Genomic DNA, 19,197 nt, shown 5'->3' with positions numbered 1-19,197 from the left:
TCCGGCCCAGCCGATCCTGGCCGTGACGGGGGCGCGCGCATGAACGCCGTGACAGCCCTGTCGGGCAAATCCGAGCTGTTCGAGCGCATCAAGACCAATCCGCGCCTGCCCCTCATGCTGGGCGGCGCGGCGCTCGCCGCCGCCATCGCGGTGGGCGTGCTGTGGTCGCGGGCGCCGGACTACAAGGTGCTCTACAGCAATCTGTCCGAGCGCGATGGCGGTTCCGTCATCGCCTCCCTGCAGCAAATGAATGTGCCGTACAAGTTCGCCGAAGGCGGCGGTGCGGTCATGGTGCCTGCCGAAAAGGTCCACGAAACCCGCCTACGACTGGCCTCCCAGGGCTTGCCCAAGAGCGGCACCACCGGCATGGAGCTGATGGACACGCAGAAGTTCGGCATCAGCCAGTTTGCCGAGCAGGTCAACTACCAGCGTGGCCTGGAAGGCGAGCTGGCGCGCTCGATCGAATCGATCGCGGCGGTGCAGACGGCGCGCGTGCACCTGGCCATCCCCAAGCCCACGCTGTTCGTGCGCGAACGCCAGAAGCCGACCGCCTCGGTGGTGCTGCAGCTCTACCCGGGCCGCGCCATCGACGACGGCCAGGTTGCCGCCATCAGCTACCTGGTCTCCTCCAGCGTGCCGGAACTGACCCCCAAGTCCATTTCCATCGTCGACCAGCACGGCAACCTGCTGTCCGGCAACGGCACCAACGAGCGCATGCTCGACGCCAGCCAGATCAAGTACGTGCAGGCGCTGGAGCGCAACTACGCGCAGCGCGTGGAAGCCATCCTGGCGCCGATCGTCGGCCAGGACAATGTGAAGGCCCAGGTCACCGCCGACGTGGACTTCTCCATCGTCGAGCACACCGACGAATCGTTCAAGCCCAACCAGGACCCGACCCACGCGGCTATCCGCAGCCAGCAGTCGAGCGAATCGAACCAGCAAGGCGCGGCGCCCGTCGGCGGCGTGCCTGGCGCGCTGTCCAACCAGCCGCCCGCCCCGGCCACCGCGCCCATCGCCACGGCCCAGCCGCCGCGCCCCGGCCAGCCCAACCAGCCTGGCCAGCAGCCCGGCCAGCAAGGCCAGGCCGCGCAAACGGCGCAGTCCGGCGCCACCACGACCGCCCAGTCCGGCCCGAGCAGCAGCCGCCGCGACAGCACCACCAACTACGAGCTCGACCGCACCGTGCGCCATGTGCAGCAGGCGCCGGGCGGCGTCAAGCGCCTGTCGGTGGCGGTGGTGGTCAACTACCGCCAGAAGGCCGGCGCCAACGGCAAGATGGTGACCGAGGCCCTGCCCGCCACGCAGCTGGCGCAGATCGAGAACCTGACCAAGGAAGCCATGGGCTTCTCGGCAGACCGCGGCGACTCGCTCAACGTGGTCAACAGCCCGTTCACGTCCGACACCGAGATCAAGCCCGAACTGCCGCTGTGGAAGCAGCCTGACATGATCGCACTGGCCAAGACCGCCGCCGGCTACCTGATGCTGGCCCTGCTGGCCCTGTTCGTGTGGTTCAAGATCGCACGCCCGGTGCTGCGCAAGTACACCGCGCCGCCGCTGCCGCCGCCGCAAGACAAGAACGAGGAGCAGGCCGTACTGCTGCCGCCCGAAGAGCCGGCCAATCCGGAAGTCCTGCGGCTCGCCGCCAAATACGAAAGCGATCTCGCCCTGGTGCGCGACGCCGCGCAACGCGACCCGCGCCTGGTTGCCAGTGTGATCAAGAACTGGATGTCTAGCGATGACCGATGAAGGATTGCAGAAGAGCGCCATCCTGATGATGTCGCTCGGTGAAGATGCCGCAGCCGAAGTATTCAAGCACCTCGGTCCGCGCGAAGTACAGAGCCTGGGCCAGGCCATGGCCACGCTCAGCTCTGTCACCCGCGAGCAGATGGCCGAAGTGCTGGCCGAGTTCCGCGGGGAGACCGAGCAGTACCTGGCGCTCAACGTCGATTCGAGCGCGTTCATCCGCAGCGTGCTGAACAAGGCGCTGGGCGAGGAGCGCGCGCTGTCCGTGATCGAGGACATCCTCGAGTCGCGCGACCCGGGCAGTGGCATCGACTCGCTGAACTGGATGGATTCCACTTCGGTGGCCGAGCTGATCCGCGACGAACACCCGCAGATCATCGCCACCATCCTGATCCACCTGGACCGCCAGAAGTCGTCCGAGATCATCGGCATGTTCACCGAGCGCCTGCGCAACGACGTGATCCTGCGTATTGCCACCTTCGGCGGCGTACAGCCGGGTGCGCTGCAGGAGCTCACCGACGTGCTGACCAAGCTGCTGGCAGGCCAGAGCCTCAAGCGCAGCCGCATGGGCGGCGTGCGCACGGCGGCCGAGATCATCAACCTGATGAGCACGGCCCACGAAGAAGCGGTGATCGAGGGCGTGCGCCTGCACGACAGCGACCTCGCGCAGAAGATCATCGACGAGATGTTCCTGTTCGAGAACCTGCTCGAAGTGGACGACCGCGGCATCCAGCGCGTGCTCAAGGAAGTGGCCACCGAATCGCTTATCGTCGCGCTCAAGGGCGCGCCGGCGGAACTGCGCGACAAGTTCATCCGCAACATGTCTACCCGCGCCGGCGAAATGCTGCGCGAAGACCTCGATGCGCTGGGCCCGGTACGGGTCTCGCAGGTCGAGGCCGAGCAGAAGAACATCCTCCAGGTGGTGCGCCGCCTGGCCGAAGCCGGAGAAGTTGTAATCGGTGGTGGCGACGATGCCTACGTCTGAACGTGCCCTTGGCCAGTTCCGCGGCTTTGCCGCGGACCCGGCCTACACGAATACCCGCGGCGACCGGCGTGGCGCCGGCGGCGATGGCGGCGACGGCCGCCGTGCGGGCAGCCGTCCTGCCCCGCGGCAGGACGAGTTCGAGAGCTTTGCCCCGCCGGGCGGCCGCGCCCCGCAGAAGAGCGGCTGGCAGCGCTGGCAGATGGTCTCGCTCGATCCGCGCAAGGCCGAGCCCGAACCGGCCGAGTTCATGCCGATGGAACCCGCCCCGCCCCCCATCGACTTCGCCGCGCTGGAAGCCATGCGCGACGGCGCGCGCAAGGAAGGCTACGCCCAGGGCTATACCCAGGGCCAGACCCAGGGCTATGGCGACGGACACCGTGAAGGCTATGCCCGCGGGCTGGAAGGCGCGCGCGCCGAGGCTGGCCGCCTGCAGGAGCTGGCCGCCACCTTCAGCCACGCGCTCGGCCGCGTCGACGAGGAAGTGGCGCAGACCCTGATCTCGCTGGCGCTGGATGTGGCGCGCCGGCTCGTGCAACAGACCGTGGTTGCCGACCCCGGCGTGCTGCTGCCGGCGGTGCGCGAACTGCTCGCCGCCGAGCCGGCCTTGTCCGGCTCGCCCTGCCTGCTGCTCAACGCCGAAGACGTGACGCTGGTGGAAACCCACCTGGCGGGCGAGCTCCAAGCCGCCGGCTGGAGCGTGCGCGCCGACCCCGCGGTGGCCCGTGGCGGCTGCGTGGCGAGCGCCGCCAGCGGCGAGCTCGACGCCACGCTGTCCACGCGCTGGAGCCGCGTGGTCAAGGCGCTCGGCCGCGATGATCCGTGGGAGCCGCCCCATGCCTGACAACGCTGCCAAGCCCGATGCCGCGCCCACCGTGCCGGGCCTGCATGGCCAGCGCTGGCGCGATGCGCTGAACACCGCCTCGGCCGGCATTGCCGAGATCGACAGCAAGCGCAGTTGCGGGCGCCTGACGCGCGCGGCCGGCCTGGTGCTGGAAGCCGTCGGCCTGCGCATGCCGGTGGGCAGCGATTGCCTGATCGAGCTGCCCGGGGGCCAGTCGCCCGGCGGCAAGGCGTCCGGTCCGCGCATGGCCGAGGCGGAAGTGGTCGGCTTCGGCGCCGACCGCCTCTACCTGATGCCGCAATCCGACGTGGTGGGCCTGGTGCCCGGCGCGCGCGTGTATCCGCTCGAACCCACGCCGCGCCCCAGCGGCGACGCCACCCCGCGCGAGCCGGGGTCCAAGCGCCTGCCGGTGGGCGAAGGCCTGCTTGGCCGCGTGCTCGACGCTGCCGGCCGACCGCTGGACGGGCTCGGCCCCATCACCGCCGCCACCGAGGTCACCCTGGGCGGCGCGCAGATCAACCCGCTCGAACGCGCCCCCATCGAGACCGTGCTGGACGTCGGCGTGCGCGCCATCAACGGCATGCTCACGGTGGGCCGCGGCCAGCGCATGGGCCTGTTCGCCGGTTCGGGCGTGGGCAAGAGCGTGCTGCTGGGCATGATGGCGCGCTACACCAGCGCCGAGGTCATCGTGGTCGGCCTGATCGGCGAGCGCGGCCGCGAAGTGAAGGACTTCATCGAGAACATCCTGGGCGAAGACGGCCGCAGGCGCTCGGTGGTGGTGGCGGCCCCGGCCGATACCTCGCCGCTGCTGCGCATGCAGGGCGCCGCCTATGCCACGCGCCTGGCCGAGTATTTCCGTGACCAGGGCCGCCACGTGCTGCTGATCATGGACTCGCTCACGCGCTACGCCATGGCCCAGCGCGAGATCGCCCTGGCCATCGGCGAGCCGCCCGCCACCAAGGGCTATCCGCCCTCGGTGTTCGCCAAGCTGCCCACGCTGGTGGAGCGCACCGGCAACGGCCCCGATGGCGGCGGCTCCATCACCGCCTTCTACACCGTGCTGACCGAAGGCGACGACCAGCAGGATCCCATTGCCGATTCCGCGCGCGCGATTCTCGACGGCCATATCGTGCTGTCGCGCAGCCTGGCGGAATCGGGCCACTATCCGGCCATCGACGTGGAAGCSTCKATCAGCCGSGCCATGACSGCGCTGATCGAKSCGYCGCAGTTCGGCTCGGTGCGGCGCTTCAAGCAGTTGATGTCGCGCTACCAGCGCAATCGCGACCTGATCAGCGTGGGTGCCTATGTGCCGGGCAACGACCCGGAACTGGACCTGGCCATCCACCTGCATCCGCAGATGGAAGCCTTCCTCCAGCAGGACATCCACGAGCGCGCCGGCTATGACGCCTCGATCGGCCAGTTGCATAGTCTCTTCGAACGGAGTCAACATGGCTAAGCCATCTGCATTGAATACCTTGGCCGACCTGGCCCAGAACGATACGGATGCCGCCGCGCGCGAGCTGGGCCGGCTGCAGGGCCTGCGCAACCAGGCCGAGCAGCAGCTGGCCGCGCTCACCCAGTACCGGCAGGAATACCGCGAGCGCATGCAGGCCATCGCGCAGGACGGCATGACCTCCACGCGCTGGCAGGACTTCGCGCAGTTCCTGGCATCCCTCGACACCGCCATCCGCCAGCAGACCGAATCGCTGGCGCGCGCGGAGGCCCAGCTGCTGGCCGGGCGCGCCAACTGGCAGCAGCAAAAGCGTCGCCAGAACTCCTTCGACACCCTGATCACCCGCGCCCAGACGCGCGAGCAGCAAGCCATCTCGCGCCGCGAGCAGCGCGACACCGACGAATACGCCGCGCGCGCCGCCCGCCTGCAAGTCGCGGGCCGCCACCGCTAAGCCGCCAGAACGCACCGACCATGATCGATATCAGCCAGATTGTCAGCAACGCCGCCAGCAGCGCGGCCGCCTCGCGCAGCAGCAGCGGCACGGACGCCTCGTCGCAGGGATTCGGCGACGCGCTGGCGCGCGCCCGCGACGACAGCCGCAACAACAGCGCCAGCAATGCCGGCAAGGCCGACAACGGCAGCAAGGCCGGCAGCAACGGCAACGCGCCGGCGCAAGACAGCGCAACGCAGAACAACGCGGCCGCCGGCAACGGTACGCAAGGCACGCAAGGAAACAGCGTTGCCGCCAAGCCGGCACGCCCGCAAGGCAAGGATGGCGACAAGGACAGCGACAAGGATGCCGACAAGGACAGCGAACAGGGCGACGCACTTGCCGTGAACCCGGCAGCGCAGGCCGCCGCCGCCGCGCTGGCGGCGCTGCTGCCGGCGCAACTGGCCCAGCCCGCGCTGCAGCCGGCAAGCGGCAGCGCCTTGTCCGGCGCGGCCGCCGCCGCCCTCGGCAGCCAGTCCGGCATGCCGGACCTGAAGGATCCGGCGCTCGCAGCCGCCGCGTCCGCCACCGGCGCGACCGGCCCGGCGGCGCCGGCCGCCTCGACCGCGGCCGATACGCTCGCCACCATCGCCTCGCAGCGCGCCGCGCTGCAGGCCGTGCCGCAGAACGCGGCCGGCGCCCAGGTCAYCGACAAGCCGGCCACCACCACCGCGGCCGACGCCGGCAAGACCGGCCCCGACCTGGCAAACAGCCTCAAGGTAGCCATGTCCGGCCAGCAAGGCAGCAACGGTGGCCAGTCCACCGGCCAGCAGGGCACCGGCGGCGAGCCTTACAAGGCGCTGGTGCAAGCTGGCGACGCCAAGGATGCCAGGGCGCTGCCGCCCACCAGCCCTTCCGCCACCGCGACCGCAACCACTGCCACCACCACCGGTGCAGCCCAGTTCGCCGCGGCCATGCGCGCCGCCGAGCCGTCCGGCACCGACGCGGCCCCGTCCGGCAACGCTGCCACGGCGGCGATGGCCGCCAGCACCATGGCCGCCGGTCCGGCGCCAACCAGCAGCGGCCTTTCGCCAGCCACCTCGCTGCCGGTCGCCCCGCCGGTGGGCGACGGCCAGTGGCCGCAGGCGCTCAGCCAGCAGATGGTGCGCCTGTCGACACAAGGCAACCACACCGCCGAGCTGCAGCTCAATCCGCCCGATCTCGGCCCGCTGAAGGTCGTGCTCAACGTGGTCAACGACCAGGCACAGGCGCAGTTCGTCTCCCCGCACGCCGCCGTGCGCGCGGCGGTGGAAGCGGCCCTGCCGCACCTGCGTACCGCCATGGCCGACAGCGGCATCCAGCTTGGCCAGGCGTCGGTCGGCGCCGACAGCTTTGCCGGCCAGCCCGGCAATGGCCAGCCGCAGCAACAGCGCCAGTCGGGCGGCCAGCAAGCCAGCTTTGGCGCGCTGGCGGGCAACACGGCCGCCCCGGCCGGCGCAGGCAGCACCGTGGCTGCCCCCGCGCGTACGCTCGCCCGCGGCGAAGTCGATACGTTCGCCTGACCCCGGGCGCGCACGGCTGGCAAACGCGCTGCCGCGCTTGCCAGCCGGTGGCAACGCCGGCAACGTCGGCGACGGCCGGCTGCAATCGCGCATACCATGTCGTTTGAGAACAGGCTCGCCGCACAGGCGTCCATCGCCTGCTTCCCGCAACGTCATGACCTTCGACCTTTTCGACTCCCTCCCGCAGGAAGACCCGCCCCACGCCGAGCCGCTCGCGCCCGGCGCGACGATCCTGCGCGGCTTTGCCCGCGCGCATGAGCAGACCCTGCTTGGCGCCGTGCGGGACATCGCCGCGCAGGCGCCGTGGCGCCACCTGATCACCCCGGGCGGCCTGCGCATGTCGGTGGCCATGACCAATTGCGGTCAGCTCGGCTGGGTATCCGACGTCACCGGCTACCGCTATGAGCCGGCGGATCCGCTCAGCGGCAAGCCGTGGCCGCCCATGCCCGAAGCCCTCCTCTCGCTCGCACGCGCGGCGGCCGACGATGCGGGCTATGCCGATTTCAGGCCGGATGCCTGCCTGCTCAACCGCTATGCCCCCGGCACGCGGCTTTCACTGCACCAGGACCGCGACGAACTCGACCTGCGCGCGCCGATCGTCTCGGTTTCGCTCGGCCTGCCGGCGATCTTCCTGTTCGGCGGCGCGCTGCGCACCCAGCGTCCGCAGCGCGTGCGCCTGGCCCATGGCGACGTGGTGGTATGGGGCGGACCGTCGCGGCTGGCATTCCACGGCATCGCACCGCTGGCCGACGGCGATCACGCGCTGACCGGACACGAGCGCATCAACCTGACCTTCCGCAAGACGCGCTAGGCTGCGCCGCCGCATCGGCCGCGCCATGCGGGCCACTCAGCCGCGATCCACCCAGTTGACCTTCGGAAACTTGCGCGCGAACGATTCCGGCATCGGCATCACTTCCTTGCGCTCGTAGCTGAAGAAGACAAAGCCGGACTTGGCCATGGCGACCAGGGCACCGTCCTGCGGCCGCGTGATGCGGAAGGTGATATCGCCGCCGTAGCGGTTGAAGTCCATCACGCCCACTTCGAACAGCAGCTGGTCGCGCGCATGGGCTTCGTTGCGGTAAGTGGTGGCGAGGTCGGTGACGATGATGCCGACCTGGTCGGCCTCGGCGTCGTCGCCGGTGCGCAGGTCGAACAGAAAGCGCGCCCTTGCCTCGGAGATCATCGAGATCATCGAATCGTTGCCGAGGTGGTTGGCCGAGTTGATGTCGGTCACGCGCACCGTGAGGTGGGTGGAGTAGTAGTACTGGTCTTCGGGGAAGTCGAGCTTGAGACGGGCCATGATGCGATGGGAGCGGTAAGGCGGAAGACGGAAGGCGGAAGACGGAAGGCGGAAGACGGAAGACGGAAGACGGCAAGGCGTGAAGCAAAAAGAAAGGCCCCGCAAGGGGCCTTTCCGAAAGTACTGCGCGTGCAGCGCGGCGCGACTTACATCGACACCGTGTCCGCCACTTCCTTGAAGTCTTCGATCTGGTCGAAGTTCATGTACTTGTAGATCTTGTCGCCATTGGCGTTCAGCACGCCCATGTCGGCCATGTACTCTTCCTTGGTCGGGATGCGGCCCAGGCGCGAGCAGATGGCGGCCAGTTCGGCGGAGCCGAGGTACACGTTGGTGTTCTTGCCCAGGCGGTTGGGGAAGTTACGCGTGCTGGTCGACATCACCGTGGCGCCTTCGCGCACTTGTGCCTGGTTGCCCATGCACAGCGAGCAGCCCGGCATTTCGGTGCGGGCACCGGCGGTGCCGAACACGCCGTAGTGGCCTTCCTCGGTCAGTTGCTTGGCGTCCATCTTGGTCGGCGGGGCAACCCACAGCTTGACCGGGATGTCGCGCTTGCCTTCGAGCAGCTTGGAAGCCGCGCGGAAGTGGCCGATGTTGGTCATGCACGAACCGATGAAGACTTCGTCGATCTTGGCGCCGGCCACGTCGGACAGGGTCTTGACGTCGTCCGGGTYGTTCGGGCAGGCCAGGATGGGTTCGTGGATGTCCGCCAGGTCGATCTCGATGACCGAAGCGTATTCGGCRTCGGCGTCCGGCTGCAGCAGCTGCGGGTCGGCCAGCCAGGCTTCCATGGCCTTGATGCGGCGCTGCAGGCTGCGTGCGTCGGCGTAGCCTTCGGCGATCATCCACTTCAGCAGCGTGATGTTGCTGTTGATGTATTCGATGATCGGTTCCTTGTTCAGGTGCACCGTGCAACCGGCGGCCGAACGCTCTGCCGAGGCATCGGACAGTTCGAACGCTTGCTCGACCTTCAGGTCGGGCAGGCCTTCGATTTCCAGGATGCGGCCCGAGAAGATGTTCTTCTTGCCTTGCTTGGCCACGGTCAGCTCGCCCGACTTGATGGCGTACAGCGGGATGGCGTTGACCAGGTCGCGCAGGGTCACGCCAGGCTGCATCTTGCCCTTGAAGCGCACCAGCACGGATTCAGGCATGTCCAGCGGCATCACGCCGGTGGCGGCGGCGAAGGCCACCAGGCCCGAGCCGGCGGGGAAGCTGATGCCGATCGGGAAGCGGGTGTGCGAGTCGCCGCCGGTGCCCACGGTATCGGGCAGCAGCATGCGGTTCAGCCACGAGTGGATGACGCCGTCGCCGGGGCGCAGCGAGATGCCGCCGCGGGTGCTGATGAACTTCGGCAGCGTGTGGTGGGTCTTGACGTCGACCGGCTTCGGATACGCGGCGGTGTGGCAGAACGACTGCATCACCAGGTCGGCCGAGAAGCCCAGGCAGGCCAGGTCCTTCAGCTCGTCGCGGGTCATCGGGCCGGTGGTGTCCTGCGAGCCCACCGAGGTCATCTTCGGTTCGCAGTAGGTACCCGGGCGCACGCCCTCGCCTTCGGGCAGGCCGCAGGCGCGGCCGACCATCTTCTGGGCCAGCGTGAAACCGCGGCCCGTATCGGCCGGGTTCTGCGGCAGGCGGAACAGCGTGGACGGGGCCAGGCCGASCGCTTCGCGGGCCTTGGCGGTCAGGCCGCGGCCGACGATCAGGGGAATGCGGCCGCCGGCGCGCACTTCGTCGAACAGCACGTCGGACTTGACCTGGAATTCAGCGATGACCTGGCCGTTCTTCAGGGCGCGGCCTTCATAGGGGCGCAGCTCGACCACATCGCCCATTTCCATCTGCGACACGTCCAGCTCGATCGGCAGCGCGYCGGCGTCTTCCATGGTGTTGTAGAAGATCGGGGCGATCTTGCTGCCCAGGCACACGCCACCGAAGCGCTTGTTTGGCACGAAGGGGATGTCTTCGCCGGTGAACCACAGCACCGAATTGGTGGCCGACTTGCGCGAGGAACCGGTGCCGACCACGTCGCCGACGTAGGCGACCAGGTTGCCCTTGTCCTTCAGCGATTCGATGAACTTGACCGGGCCGCGCTTGCCGTCTTCTTCCGGGGTGATGCCCGGGCGCGCGTTCTTCAGCATGGCCAGCGCGTGCAGCGGGATGTCCGGGCGGGTGGTGGCGTCCGGGGCCGGCGAGAGATCGTCGGTATTGGTTTCGCCGGTGACCTTGAACACGGTCACGGTCAGGCTTTGCGGGACTTCGGGACGGCTGGTGAACCATTCGGCGTCGGCCCAGCTTTGCAGCACGGACTTGGCGTTGGCGTTGCCCTTGTCGGCCTTTTCCTTGACGTCGTGGAAGGCGTCGAACATCAGCAGCGTCTTCTTGAGCGCTGCGGCGGCAACGGTGCCGATCTCGGCGTCGTCCAGCAGTTCGATCAGCGGGGAGATGTTGTAGCCGCCGAGCATGGTGCCCAGCAGCTCGGCTGCCTTGGCACGGGAGATCAGCGGGCAGGCTTCCGTGCCCAGCGCCACGGCGGCCAGGTACGAGGCCTTGACCTTGGCGGCATCGTCCACGCCGGCCGGCACGCGGTTGGTGATCAGCTCGACCAGCACCTGCTCTTCGCCGGCGGGCGGGTTCTTCAGCAGTTCGATCAGCTCCGCAGTTTGCTTCGCGGTCAGCGGCAGAGGGGGAATGCCAAGCGCGGCGCGTTCGGCAACATGGGCGCGATAGTTATCAAGCATGGGTTCCTGCGGGGTAATAGGGTTGTAAAGACCAGTTGTGCCGCGATTGTAAGGTGAAGTGCCTCTGCGGTCAAATGTCTTATATCTTATATAAGAGTGAATTTTGCGAATCCCATATAAAACAATGGGATAGCTTTACCCCGCATCGCAAAATCACAACATAAATCCTTGACCAATTTGCTCGGGCAATGCCCGCCCGCCAAGCCGGGCCACGGCATGCGCTGGCCCGGCCGAGGCCGCTCAGCCGTAGTACGCGTCGCCCAGCAGCATGTCCTCGAAGAAGGCGCCGAAGCGGCGCTGCGGATCGCGCAGGTGGATTTCGAGGATCCAGCGCATGGCCGAGGGGCAGCTCTCCAGGTCGGCCAGCGAACCGGTGTAGATCGTGGCGTGCGGGAAATCCGAGACCCGGTGCCCCGGCAGGTCGAAGTTCAGCTCCCAGCCCATCTTGCGCGCGGCCCGCTCGGCGTAGTCGTAGAGCGCGTGGCCGGTCAGATGCTGCTTGGACCAGACCGCGCGCACGTCGTGGAACAGCGCCTCGGCGTCGTGCGCGCAGCGGGCATATTCGGCATGGTGGCCCACGGTGAAGCTGGCGCCGCCGTCGCCTTCCCAGGCATCCACGCGCGGCGCGATATCGATGAAGAAGATGTCGTTCTCCTGCAGCACCACGCCGGGCGCAGAGGCCAGCTTCATCGGCTTGGTGGTGTTGCTGCCGAAGCGCACGCGGGTGGGATGCCAGCTCAGCGCCAGGCCGGCGTCGAGCAGCACCGAGCGGGCCATCGCCACCGCGTCTTCCTCGACCATGCCGGGCGCCACGCGGGCCGCGATATCGCGGATGGCCTGGCGCGTCTTGTCGCGGGCCAGCAGCATGCCGTTAACGGAAAAGGCGGGGCCGACTCGTTCGGCGGCGGTGGCATCGGTCATTGTCATGGGGTCTCTCCGGATGGGGTCGGGGTCGGTTTCGGATTGATGGCGCCTGCCTGGTGCCGCGCCGACACGAAGCAGTATGGAGAGCCGCCGGCCCGGATTGAACCGCGCCGCGCGGCGCCGTGGCGCCAATCGGCGGTGCTTTCGTGCCAGCGCCCGCCCGGCGGGGCAAAAGCGTCGCCCGAGGCGGCGGCGCTCGGATAACATGGCGCCATCTCCCGTGGATACTTACCCCATCCTGCCGCCTTCGACCCGCCCCATGCACCGATCCGTCGCCATCCTCGTTTTTCCTGGCGCGCAAGCGCTGGACGTGAGCGGCCCGCTCGACGTGTTTGCCGAGGCAAACCGCTTCCTGCTGCCCGAAGACCACTACCAGCTCGAAATCATCGGCACCGAGCCCGGCCCCCTTGCCTGCTCCAACGGCATGCTGCTGCAGCCGCACCGGACCTTCACGGACGCAGCGGGTGCCGCGGATGCCAGTGGTGCCGGTGGTCCCGCGTGGGACCTGCTGCTCGCGGCGGGCGGCCCGGTGCTCCCGACCAAGGCGTTCCCGGCGGCGCTGTACACCTGGCTGCGCCAGGCCAGCCAGCGCGCGAGGCGCTTCGGCTCGATCTGCAACGGCGCCTTCCTGCTGGCCGGCGCGGGCCTGCTCGACGGGCGCACCGTGACCACCCACTGGAACGACGTGGCCGCCCTGGCCGCGCGCTGCCCTGGCGCCCAGGTGGAAGCGGACCGTATCTACGCGCAGGATGGCAACCTCTACACCTCGGCCGGCGTCACCGCGGGCATCGACCTGTCGCTCTTCCTGCTGGCCCAGGACCATGGCGAGGAGGTCGCGCTCAATGTGGCCAAGCGGCTGGTGGTGTTCGTGCGGCGCGCCGGCGGCCAGTCCCAGTTCAGCCCCTACCTCACCCCGTTCGTGGAGCCGACGTCGCCTGTGGCACAGGTTCAGCAGTATGTGTTGGCTCACCTCACCGAGGATCTCACCCTCGAAAAGCTGGCGGCGGTGGCCAGGATGAGCAGCCGCAACTTCTCCCGCATATTTGCACGCGACGCAAAAATCACGCCARCCGAGTTCGTGGAAAGTGCGCGCCTGGATGCCGCGCGCGTGATGCTGGAGCGCGGCACGGTACCGCTGAAGGCCGTATGTTACGAATGCGGGTTTCGCGATCCGCATCATATGCGCGCGGTGTTCCGTCGCCGGCTGGGGGTCTCGCCGCAACAATACCGGCACAGTTTCAGCCGCCCCGGGGAAGCACAAGAACCAATGGAATCAAGCAGTTAGCCTTTGTGCACGCGGGCGCCGCACGGACCCGCGCCAGGTGCGCCTCACGGCAGTCTTCCCATGGACGCGTGCGCGGGCCGCCACGCGCCCCATGCCGCTGCCCGCCCGGCAGCCCGGGGCGCGGGTTTTCCTCAAACTCCGGCTCAAGTTCCGTGCACGCCATTCGTTAACCCCCAGTAAGACCATCCGCATCGCTCGGATGACGCACCCGTTCGGCTCAAATGGCCAAGCTGAGCGGGTTTCACCCTTTTTTTCGGCCCTTTGCTTGCCCTGCCTTCGCCCAAGAATGGCAAGGCATTCCGATACAGGCATCTCATGGCGAATACGCTCACTTCTTCCCAGGCTGACGGCAACAAGAGCAAGCGCGGGCGACTGCTGCTGGTTCTCGGCGTCGTGATCGTCGCGGCGCTGGGTGCCGGGGGCTTCTTCCTGGGCAACATCCTGAGCAACCGCCAGCCGCCGGCACCCGCCGCGCCGGTGGTGCCGCCGCCGATCTTCGTGCCGCTCGAGCCGTTTACCGTCAACCTGAAGAGCGAGGACGGCGACCGCTTCCTGCATACCGGCTTGTCGCTGAAGGTGGCGGACGCGAAGGACCAGGCGCGTATCACCGAGTACCTGCCGGAAGTCCGCAGCCGCATCCTGCTGCTGCTGTCGGCCAAGCAGCCGCCCGAGCTGGCGACGGTGGAGGGCAAGCGCCTCCTGGCGCAGGAAATCCTGCGCGTCATCAACCAGCCGTTCGCGCCCAGCCTGCCGGCACAGCAGGTCGTGGACGTCCTATTCACATCCTTCGTGGTGCARTAAGCGCTAGCCCTGCCCCACCAGCAAATCCGACATGAATCCGTCCCTGCCTGCCTTGCCCGTACTTCAGCATGCGCGCCTACGCCAGCGCGCCGGCTGATCGGCACATGGTCGCTTTCATTCATCACGGCATTCACGGGGCAGGACACTAGATGGCCTACGACAAGTTCCTCTCGCAGGACGAGGTAGACGAATTACTGAAAGGCGTGTCGGGCGAGACCGACGTGCCCGAAGTCGCCGCGCCGGTCGCCGAGGACGGCGTGCGCCCGTACAACCTGGCCACGCAGGAACGCATCGTGCGGGGCCGGCTGCACACGCTCGAGATCATCAACGAGCGTTTCGCCCGCCAGTTGCGCACTGCGCTGTTCAACTTCATCCGCCGCGGCGCCGACATCTCGGTCGGCTCGATCCGCATCGAGAAGTACGGCGACTTCGTGCGCAACCTGCCGGTGCCGACCAACCTGAACCTGGTGCACATGAAGCCGCTGCGCGGCACGGCACTGTTCGTGATCGACCCCAACCTGGTGTTCCTGGTGGTCGACAACCTGTTCGGCGGCGACGGCCGCTTCCACACCCGCGTGGAAGGGCGCGATTTCACCCAGACCGAGCAGCGCATCATCCGGCGCCTGCTGGACCTTGCGCTCAACAGCTACAGCAACGCCTGGAATGCCGTGCACCCGATCGAGCTGGAATACGTCCGCTCGGAGATGCACACCAAGTTCGCCAACATCGCCATGCTCAACGAGGTGGTGGTGACCACGGCCTTCCATATCGAACTGGGCGCCGTCGGCGGCCAGCTTCATGTCTGCTTCCCGTACTCGATGATCGAGCCGGTGCGCGACCTGCTGATGAACCCGCTGCAGGACGAGGTCGAAGTGGACAAGCGCTGGGTCTCCCAGCTGTCGCAGCAGATCCGCTCGGCCGAGGTCGACCTGGTGGCGGAATTCGCCCACCTGGAGAGCACCGTGGCCGAAGTGCTGTCGCTGCGCGCCGGCGATGTACTTCCCATCGAGCTGCCCGAGCAGGTCTTCGGCAAGGTCGATGGCGTGCCCGTGATGCAGTGCGGCTTCGGCACCATGAACGGCCAGTACGCGCTGCGGGTAGAACGCATGATCAATCACCAAGAAAGCGATTCCAAGGATACCGACCATGACTGACGGCAAAGAGGACAAGCCGGCCGACCCGATGGACGACTGGGCCAGTGCCCTGGCGGAGCAGACCAGCGCCGAGGATATCGCCGCCGCTGCCGCGCCGGCCCCGGCGGTCGCAGCCGCCACCGCCACCCCGGCCGCATCCAAGGTCTTCCAGCCGCTGGAGAAGGATACGCCGAGCGGTTTTCACAATGATATCGAGATGATCCTCGATATCCCGGTGCAGCTCACGGTGGAACTTGGCCGCACCAAGGTGCCCATCAAGACCCTGCTGCAGCTCGCGCAGGGCTCGGTGGTGGAACTCGACGGCCTGGCCGGCGAGCCGATGGACGTGCTGGTCAACGGCTACCTGATCGCCCAGGGCGAAGTGGTGGTGGTGAACGACAAATTCGGCATCCGCCTGACCGACATCATCACGCCGTCCGAACGTATCCGGAAGCTCAACAGATGAACCCCAGCCTGCGCCGGATGGCCACCGCCGGGCTCGTCGCCGGCCTGGCGCTGGCGCAAGCCGCGCCGGCAGCGGCGCAAGCCAGCGTGGCCGCCGGCAGTCCTCTCGCCGGCACGCTCGCCAAGGTTGCCGGTAATGCCACCGGTGCCACCGGTGCCATCGGTGCCACCAGCACCGCCCCCGGCCACGTCGGCCCCGGCGGGGCGGCAAGCCTGGCCCAGGCCGGCCTCGGCCTGTTCGCCATCGTCGCCCTGATCCTCCTGCTGGCCTGGCTGGCGCGCCGCGCCGGGCTGGTCCGCCATGGCCAGGCCGGCGCGATGAAGGTCGTCGGCAGCACCATGCTCGGCCCGCGCCAGCGCCTGGTGATGGTGGAGGTGGGCGATACCTGCCTGGTGCTCGGCGTCAGCGCCGGCGAGATCCGTACGCTCCATACCTTGCCAGCGCAAGCCGCGCACAAGCCGGACCAGAATCCGGGCGGCGGCATGCAGCCTCCGGCAAACCCGGTCAATCCGGCGGGCACCGGCAGCTTCGGACAGAAGCTGCTGCGCGCCATGCAACACAACCTGAAGTCATGAATTTCCTGCCCGGCGCCTCGCGCGCCCTCCAGCGCCACCTGCAGCGCCAGCTTCTTGCCTTGCGCGCCTGCGCCGGCCAGCCGTCGCGGCTCGCCTTCGCGGCCGTGCTGGCCTGCGCCTGCCTGGCGCTGGTGCTGCTGCCCGCCATCGCGCAAGCCCAGGCCCTGCCCGGGCTGACCAGCAAGGCCGGCCCCGGCGGCAGCCAGACCTGGTCGCTGTCGGTGCAGACGCTGGTGCTGCTGACCTCGCTGTCATTCCTGCCGGCGGCCATGCTGATGATGACGGGCTTCACCCGCATCGTGATCGTGCTGGGCCTGCTGCGCAACGCGCTGGGCACGGCCAGCTCGCCGCCCAACCAGGTGCTGGTGGGGCTGTCGCTGTTCCTGACCTTCTTTGTCATGTCGCCGGTGTTCGACCGCATCTACACCGACGCCTACAAGCCGCTGTCCGAGAACAAGATCAGCCTGGAGGCCGCCGCCGAGAAGGCCTCCGCGCCGCTCAAGACCTTCATGCTCAAGCAGACCCGCGAGAAGGACCTGGCGCTGTTCGCGCAGATGGCCAAGGCCCCCGAGATGCAGGGCCCGGAAGACGTGCAGATGCGCATCCTGGTGCCGGCCTTCGTCACCAGCGAGCTCAAGACCGCATTCCAGATCGGCTTTACCGTCTTTATCCCCTTCCTGATCATCGACCTGGTGGTCGCCAGCGTGCTGATGGCGATGGGCATGATGRTGGTGCCGCCGGCCACCATCTCGCTGCCGTTCAAGCTGATGCTGTTCGTGCTGGTGGACGGCTGGCAACTGCTGCTGGGCTCGCTGGCGCAGAGCTTCCTGAACTGACCAAGGGCCGCGCATCCCCCGCGCATCCCAACCTAGGCCTTCGCCATGACTCCGGAAACCGTAATGAGCATCGCCACCCAGGCGATGAAGATGACCCTGATGCTGTCGGCGCCGCTGCTGCTGGTGGCACTGGTGGCTGGCCTGGTGGTGAGCCTGTTCCAGGCCGCCACGCAGATCAACGAAATGACGCTGTCCTTCATCCCCAAGCTGCTGGCCCTGTTCGCCACCATGGTGCTGGCCGGCCCGTGGATGATCAATACCTTCGTCGACTACATGCGCGAAGTCTTCCAGGGCATTCCCGCCCTGGTGCACTGAAGCGCCGTCGCGCTCGCCCGCCTCGCGCCCGCCAGCCGTGCTGTCCGTCACCTCCGCCCAGCTTTATGCCTGGATCGCGGCCTTCCTGTGGCCGCTGTTCCGCCTGCTGGCACTGATCGGCACCGCGCCGCTGTTCAGCGAATCCACCATTCCGCGTCGTGCCAAGGTTGGCCTGGCGGCCTTGATCGCAATGGTGATCTCGCCCACCATCGACAAGCTGCCGCTGGCGCCGGTGTATTCCTTCGAAGGCTTCCTGATCATCCTCAATGAGGTAGGGATCGGCCTGGCGGTGGGCTTCACCATGCGGCTCGCGTTCGCCACCGTGCAGTTCGCCGGCGAAACCATCGGCCTGCAGATGGGCCTGTCGTTCGCGTCCTTCTACGACCGCTCTTCCGGTGGGCAGACCATGGTGCTGGCCCGCTTCCTCAACGTGGTCGCCATGCTGATGTTCCTGGCCATGGACGGCCACCTGATGCTGCTGGCCACCGTGGCCGACAGCTTTGCCGCACTGCCGATCTCGCCGCAGCCGCTCTCCGGAGCCGGCTGGTCCGCGGTGGCGGCGGCCGGCGCCAGTGTGTTTTCCTCGGGGCTGCTGCTGGCGCTGCCGCTGATCGCCGCGCTGCTCACGCTCAACCTGGCGATGGGCATCCTCAACCGCGCGTCGCCGCAGTTGTCGGTGTTCGCGGTCGGCTTCCCGGTCACGCTGGCCGGCGGCTTCCTGATGATGACGCTGGTGATGCCGCAGATGAGTACGTATATGGCGCGGCTGGTCGAGGACAGCCTCGCCACCGTTGGCACGCTGCTGRGGCAGCTGGGGCAGTGAGGCTTGCCCTCGTTCAGCGCTCCCGGGGTGCCGTAGCTATTGATAGTTGACCAGCACGGTGGCGGCACCAATGATGCGGCCCACCGTGACCGAAGCGCCGGTCTGGAGATAGGCCGCCCTCATCGGGATCGAATACGATCCCCCGGTAGTCTTGTCGTAAGCGCCCACCGGCGTCGACGCCCCGAATGTCACCGGCGTGCCGGCATCGTCCGTCAGCCTGATGTTGATCCCGCTCGCGGTGGAACCCGGGCGCGCGGGCAGCGCGCCGGGGGCATTGGCGACCATGCCGCCGACCGGATCAAGCGTATAGCCGATCCGGTTGTAGCCGGGCGGGCAGTTATTCAGCCGCACGGTGAAACCGATCTCGCCGGTCGAACTGCCGACGCCCGTCAGCCCTCCCCTCTGCGCCGGCGGCAGGCTGACGCTCTGGTTGGGCGTCTGGCAAGTGAGGGCGATGGGCTTGATGGTGCCCCCGAGCCTGATCTTGGCATAGTTGGCGCCCGAGGCGTCATAGCAGGAATCACCGAAGCCCGGGTTGACACTAGCGCAGAGGTTCAGGAACGTCGAGGCACCTCCCGCAAGACTGCCAGCACCCATCGCGCCCGAGGTGCGTACCAGTTGCACTTCCACGGGCTGGGAAATCGTCGGCGGGGATTGCATGCCGCTGAGCAGAGGAGACCCGTTGACCACGAAACGGACGCCAACGCCCGCTACACCTGTGCGGGTAACCGGGCCCGGCTGGATATTCTGACCATCCCAGACCCATATCGATGCCACGGGAGAAGGACAGGTGGGCGCACCGCAAAGCTGCTGCGGCGAGAAACTGGTACGTGCCAGCACCGTCCCCTCGCCCGAGCTGGCCGGAAGGGCCATGTCCGATCCGAATGCCGTCATCTCGGTGTGTGCTGCCAGGGCGTGCGCCGGTGACAGCAACATGGCGGCAAAGGCAACCACGATCGTGTACGCCAATGGGCCGCTCCGCCTGTGCCCTCG

19 protein-coding genes are annotated in these 19,197 nt (G+C 67.9%); 15 read left to right on the top strand and 4 right to left on the bottom strand.

Going from position 1 to position 19,197, the window contains the following annotated elements; translation table 11 throughout:
* Positions 1-39: 39 nt before the first annotated feature.
* The 7 genes from fliF to alkB all read left to right on the top strand — a co-directional run bounded on the left by fliF (position 40) and on the right by alkB (position 7,825).
* On the top strand, positions 40-1,746 hold the full coding sequence (gene fliF / locus AC1DO7_RS00770) for a flagellar basal-body MS-ring/collar protein FliF (RefSeq protein WP_441613939.1): 1,707 nt from the start codon (positions 40-42) through the stop codon (positions 1,744-1,746).
* Positions 1,736-2,728 (top strand): flagellar motor switch protein FliG, encoded by a 993-nt coding sequence (fliG, locus tag AC1DO7_RS00765; protein ID WP_441613938.1) that lies wholly within the window; start codon positions 1,736-1,738, stop codon positions 2,726-2,728. Before fliF ends, fliG begins: the two co-directional genes overlap by 11 nt.
* Positions 2,715-3,569: a flagellar assembly protein FliH gene (gene fliH / locus AC1DO7_RS00760; RefSeq protein ID WP_441613937.1), complete on the top strand. Its 855-nt coding sequence runs from the start codon at positions 2,715-2,717 to the stop codon at positions 3,567-3,569. The genes fliG and fliH overlap by 14 nt, the downstream gene beginning before the upstream one ends.
* Positions 3,562-5,025: a flagellar protein export ATPase FliI gene (gene fliI, locus AC1DO7_RS00755; protein WP_477115682.1), complete on the top strand. Its 1,464-nt coding sequence runs from the start codon at positions 3,562-3,564 to the stop codon at positions 5,023-5,025. The genes fliH and fliI overlap by 8 nt, the downstream gene beginning before the upstream one ends.
* Positions 5,018-5,473 carry a flagellar export protein FliJ gene (gene fliJ, locus AC1DO7_RS00750; protein ID WP_441613935.1) on the top strand — a complete coding sequence of 152 codons (456 nt, stop codon included), beginning with the start codon at positions 5,018-5,020 and terminating at the stop codon, positions 5,471-5,473. The genes fliI and fliJ overlap by 8 nt, the downstream gene beginning before the upstream one ends.
* A 20-nt stretch (positions 5,474-5,493) precedes the next feature.
* A complete protein-coding gene (locus AC1DO7_RS00745; protein ID WP_477115681.1) occupies positions 5,494-7,014 on the top strand; it encodes a flagellar hook-length control protein FliK in 1,521 nt (506 codons plus the stop codon).
* A gap of 154 nt (positions 7,015-7,168) precedes the next feature.
* Positions 7,169-7,825, top strand: coding sequence for a DNA oxidative demethylase AlkB (alkB, locus tag AC1DO7_RS00740; RefSeq protein ID WP_441649807.1), 657 nt, complete (start codon positions 7,169-7,171; stop codon positions 7,823-7,825).
* A gap of 36 nt (positions 7,826-7,861) precedes the next feature.
* On the opposite strand, the gene AC1DO7_RS00735 is transcribed toward alkB, so the two are convergent.
* From AC1DO7_RS00735 to AC1DO7_RS00725, 3 genes are all read right to left on the bottom strand, one after another.
* Positions 7,862-8,314: a thioesterase family protein gene (locus AC1DO7_RS00735; RefSeq protein ID WP_441649806.1), complete on the bottom strand. Its 453-nt coding sequence runs from the start codon at positions 8,312-8,314 to the stop codon at positions 7,862-7,864.
* Positions 8,315-8,460: 146 nt separating this feature from the next.
* Positions 8,461-11,046, bottom strand: a complete 2,586-nt coding sequence (gene acnB, locus AC1DO7_RS00730) for a bifunctional aconitate hydratase 2/2-methylisocitrate dehydratase (protein WP_477115680.1) — start codon at positions 11,044-11,046, stop codon at positions 8,461-8,463.
* Positions 11,047-11,286: 240 nt separating this feature from the next.
* On the bottom strand, positions 11,287-11,973 hold the full coding sequence (locus tag AC1DO7_RS00725) for a M24 family metallopeptidase (RefSeq protein WP_441649805.1): 687 nt from the start codon (positions 11,971-11,973) through the stop codon (positions 11,287-11,289).
* Positions 11,974-12,229: 256 nt separating this feature from the next.
* On the opposite strand from AC1DO7_RS00725, the gene AC1DO7_RS00720 reads away from it, so the two are divergent.
* The 8 genes from AC1DO7_RS00720 (at position 12,230) to fliR (ending at position 18,204) form a co-directional block, all read left to right on the top strand.
* Complete coding sequence (locus AC1DO7_RS00720) at positions 12,230-13,255, top strand: GlxA family transcriptional regulator (RefSeq protein WP_477115679.1); 1,026 nt, start codon at positions 12,230-12,232, stop codon at positions 13,253-13,255.
* Positions 13,256-13,570: 315 nt separating this feature from the next.
* Positions 13,571-14,056 carry a flagellar basal body-associated protein FliL gene (gene fliL / locus AC1DO7_RS00715; RefSeq protein ID WP_441643205.1) on the top strand — a complete coding sequence of 162 codons (486 nt, stop codon included), beginning with the start codon at positions 13,571-13,573 and terminating at the stop codon, positions 14,054-14,056.
* Positions 14,057-14,205: 149 nt separating this feature from the next.
* Entirely contained in the window at positions 14,206-15,210 is a 1,005-nt protein-coding gene (gene fliM, locus AC1DO7_RS00710; RefSeq protein ID WP_441613927.1) for a flagellar motor switch protein FliM, read from the top strand.
* Entirely contained in the window at positions 15,203-15,655 is a 453-nt protein-coding gene (gene fliN / locus AC1DO7_RS00705) for a flagellar motor switch protein FliN (RefSeq protein WP_441613926.1), read from the top strand. The genes fliM and fliN overlap by 8 nt, the downstream gene beginning before the upstream one ends.
* Positions 15,652-16,230 carry a flagellar biosynthetic protein FliO gene (gene fliO, locus AC1DO7_RS00700; RefSeq protein WP_441649803.1) on the top strand — a complete coding sequence of 193 codons (579 nt, stop codon included), beginning with the start codon at positions 15,652-15,654 and terminating at the stop codon, positions 16,228-16,230. The genes fliN and fliO overlap by 4 nt, the downstream gene beginning before the upstream one ends.
* Positions 16,227-17,066: a flagellar type III secretion system pore protein FliP gene (fliP, locus tag AC1DO7_RS00695; protein ID WP_477115678.1), complete on the top strand. Its 840-nt coding sequence runs from the start codon at positions 16,227-16,229 to the stop codon at positions 17,064-17,066. The genes fliO and fliP overlap by 4 nt, the downstream gene beginning before the upstream one ends.
* A gap of 45 nt (positions 17,067-17,111) precedes the next feature.
* The gene (gene fliQ, locus AC1DO7_RS00690) at positions 17,112-17,381 is read left to right on the top strand and encodes a flagellar biosynthesis protein FliQ (protein ID WP_043353410.1); all 270 of its coding nucleotides are present in this window, start codon (positions 17,112-17,114) and stop codon (positions 17,379-17,381) included.
* A gap of 37 nt (positions 17,382-17,418) precedes the next feature.
* Positions 17,419-18,204, top strand: a complete 786-nt coding sequence (fliR, locus tag AC1DO7_RS00685) for a flagellar biosynthetic protein FliR (protein WP_477115677.1) — start codon at positions 17,419-17,421, stop codon at positions 18,202-18,204.
* A 36-nt stretch (positions 18,205-18,240) separates the two neighbouring features.
* Here the strand turns inward: fliR and AC1DO7_RS00680 are convergent, their stop codons facing one another.
* Positions 18,241-19,173: a fimbrial protein gene (locus AC1DO7_RS00680; RefSeq protein WP_441613922.1), complete on the bottom strand. Its 933-nt coding sequence runs from the start codon at positions 19,171-19,173 to the stop codon at positions 18,241-18,243.
* Between the last annotated feature and the right edge of the window lie 24 nt (positions 19,174-19,197).

Source organism: Cupriavidus sp. 05N40 (assembly GCF_056397305.1).
This window is presented reverse-complemented; position numbering and strand designations above follow the sequence as displayed.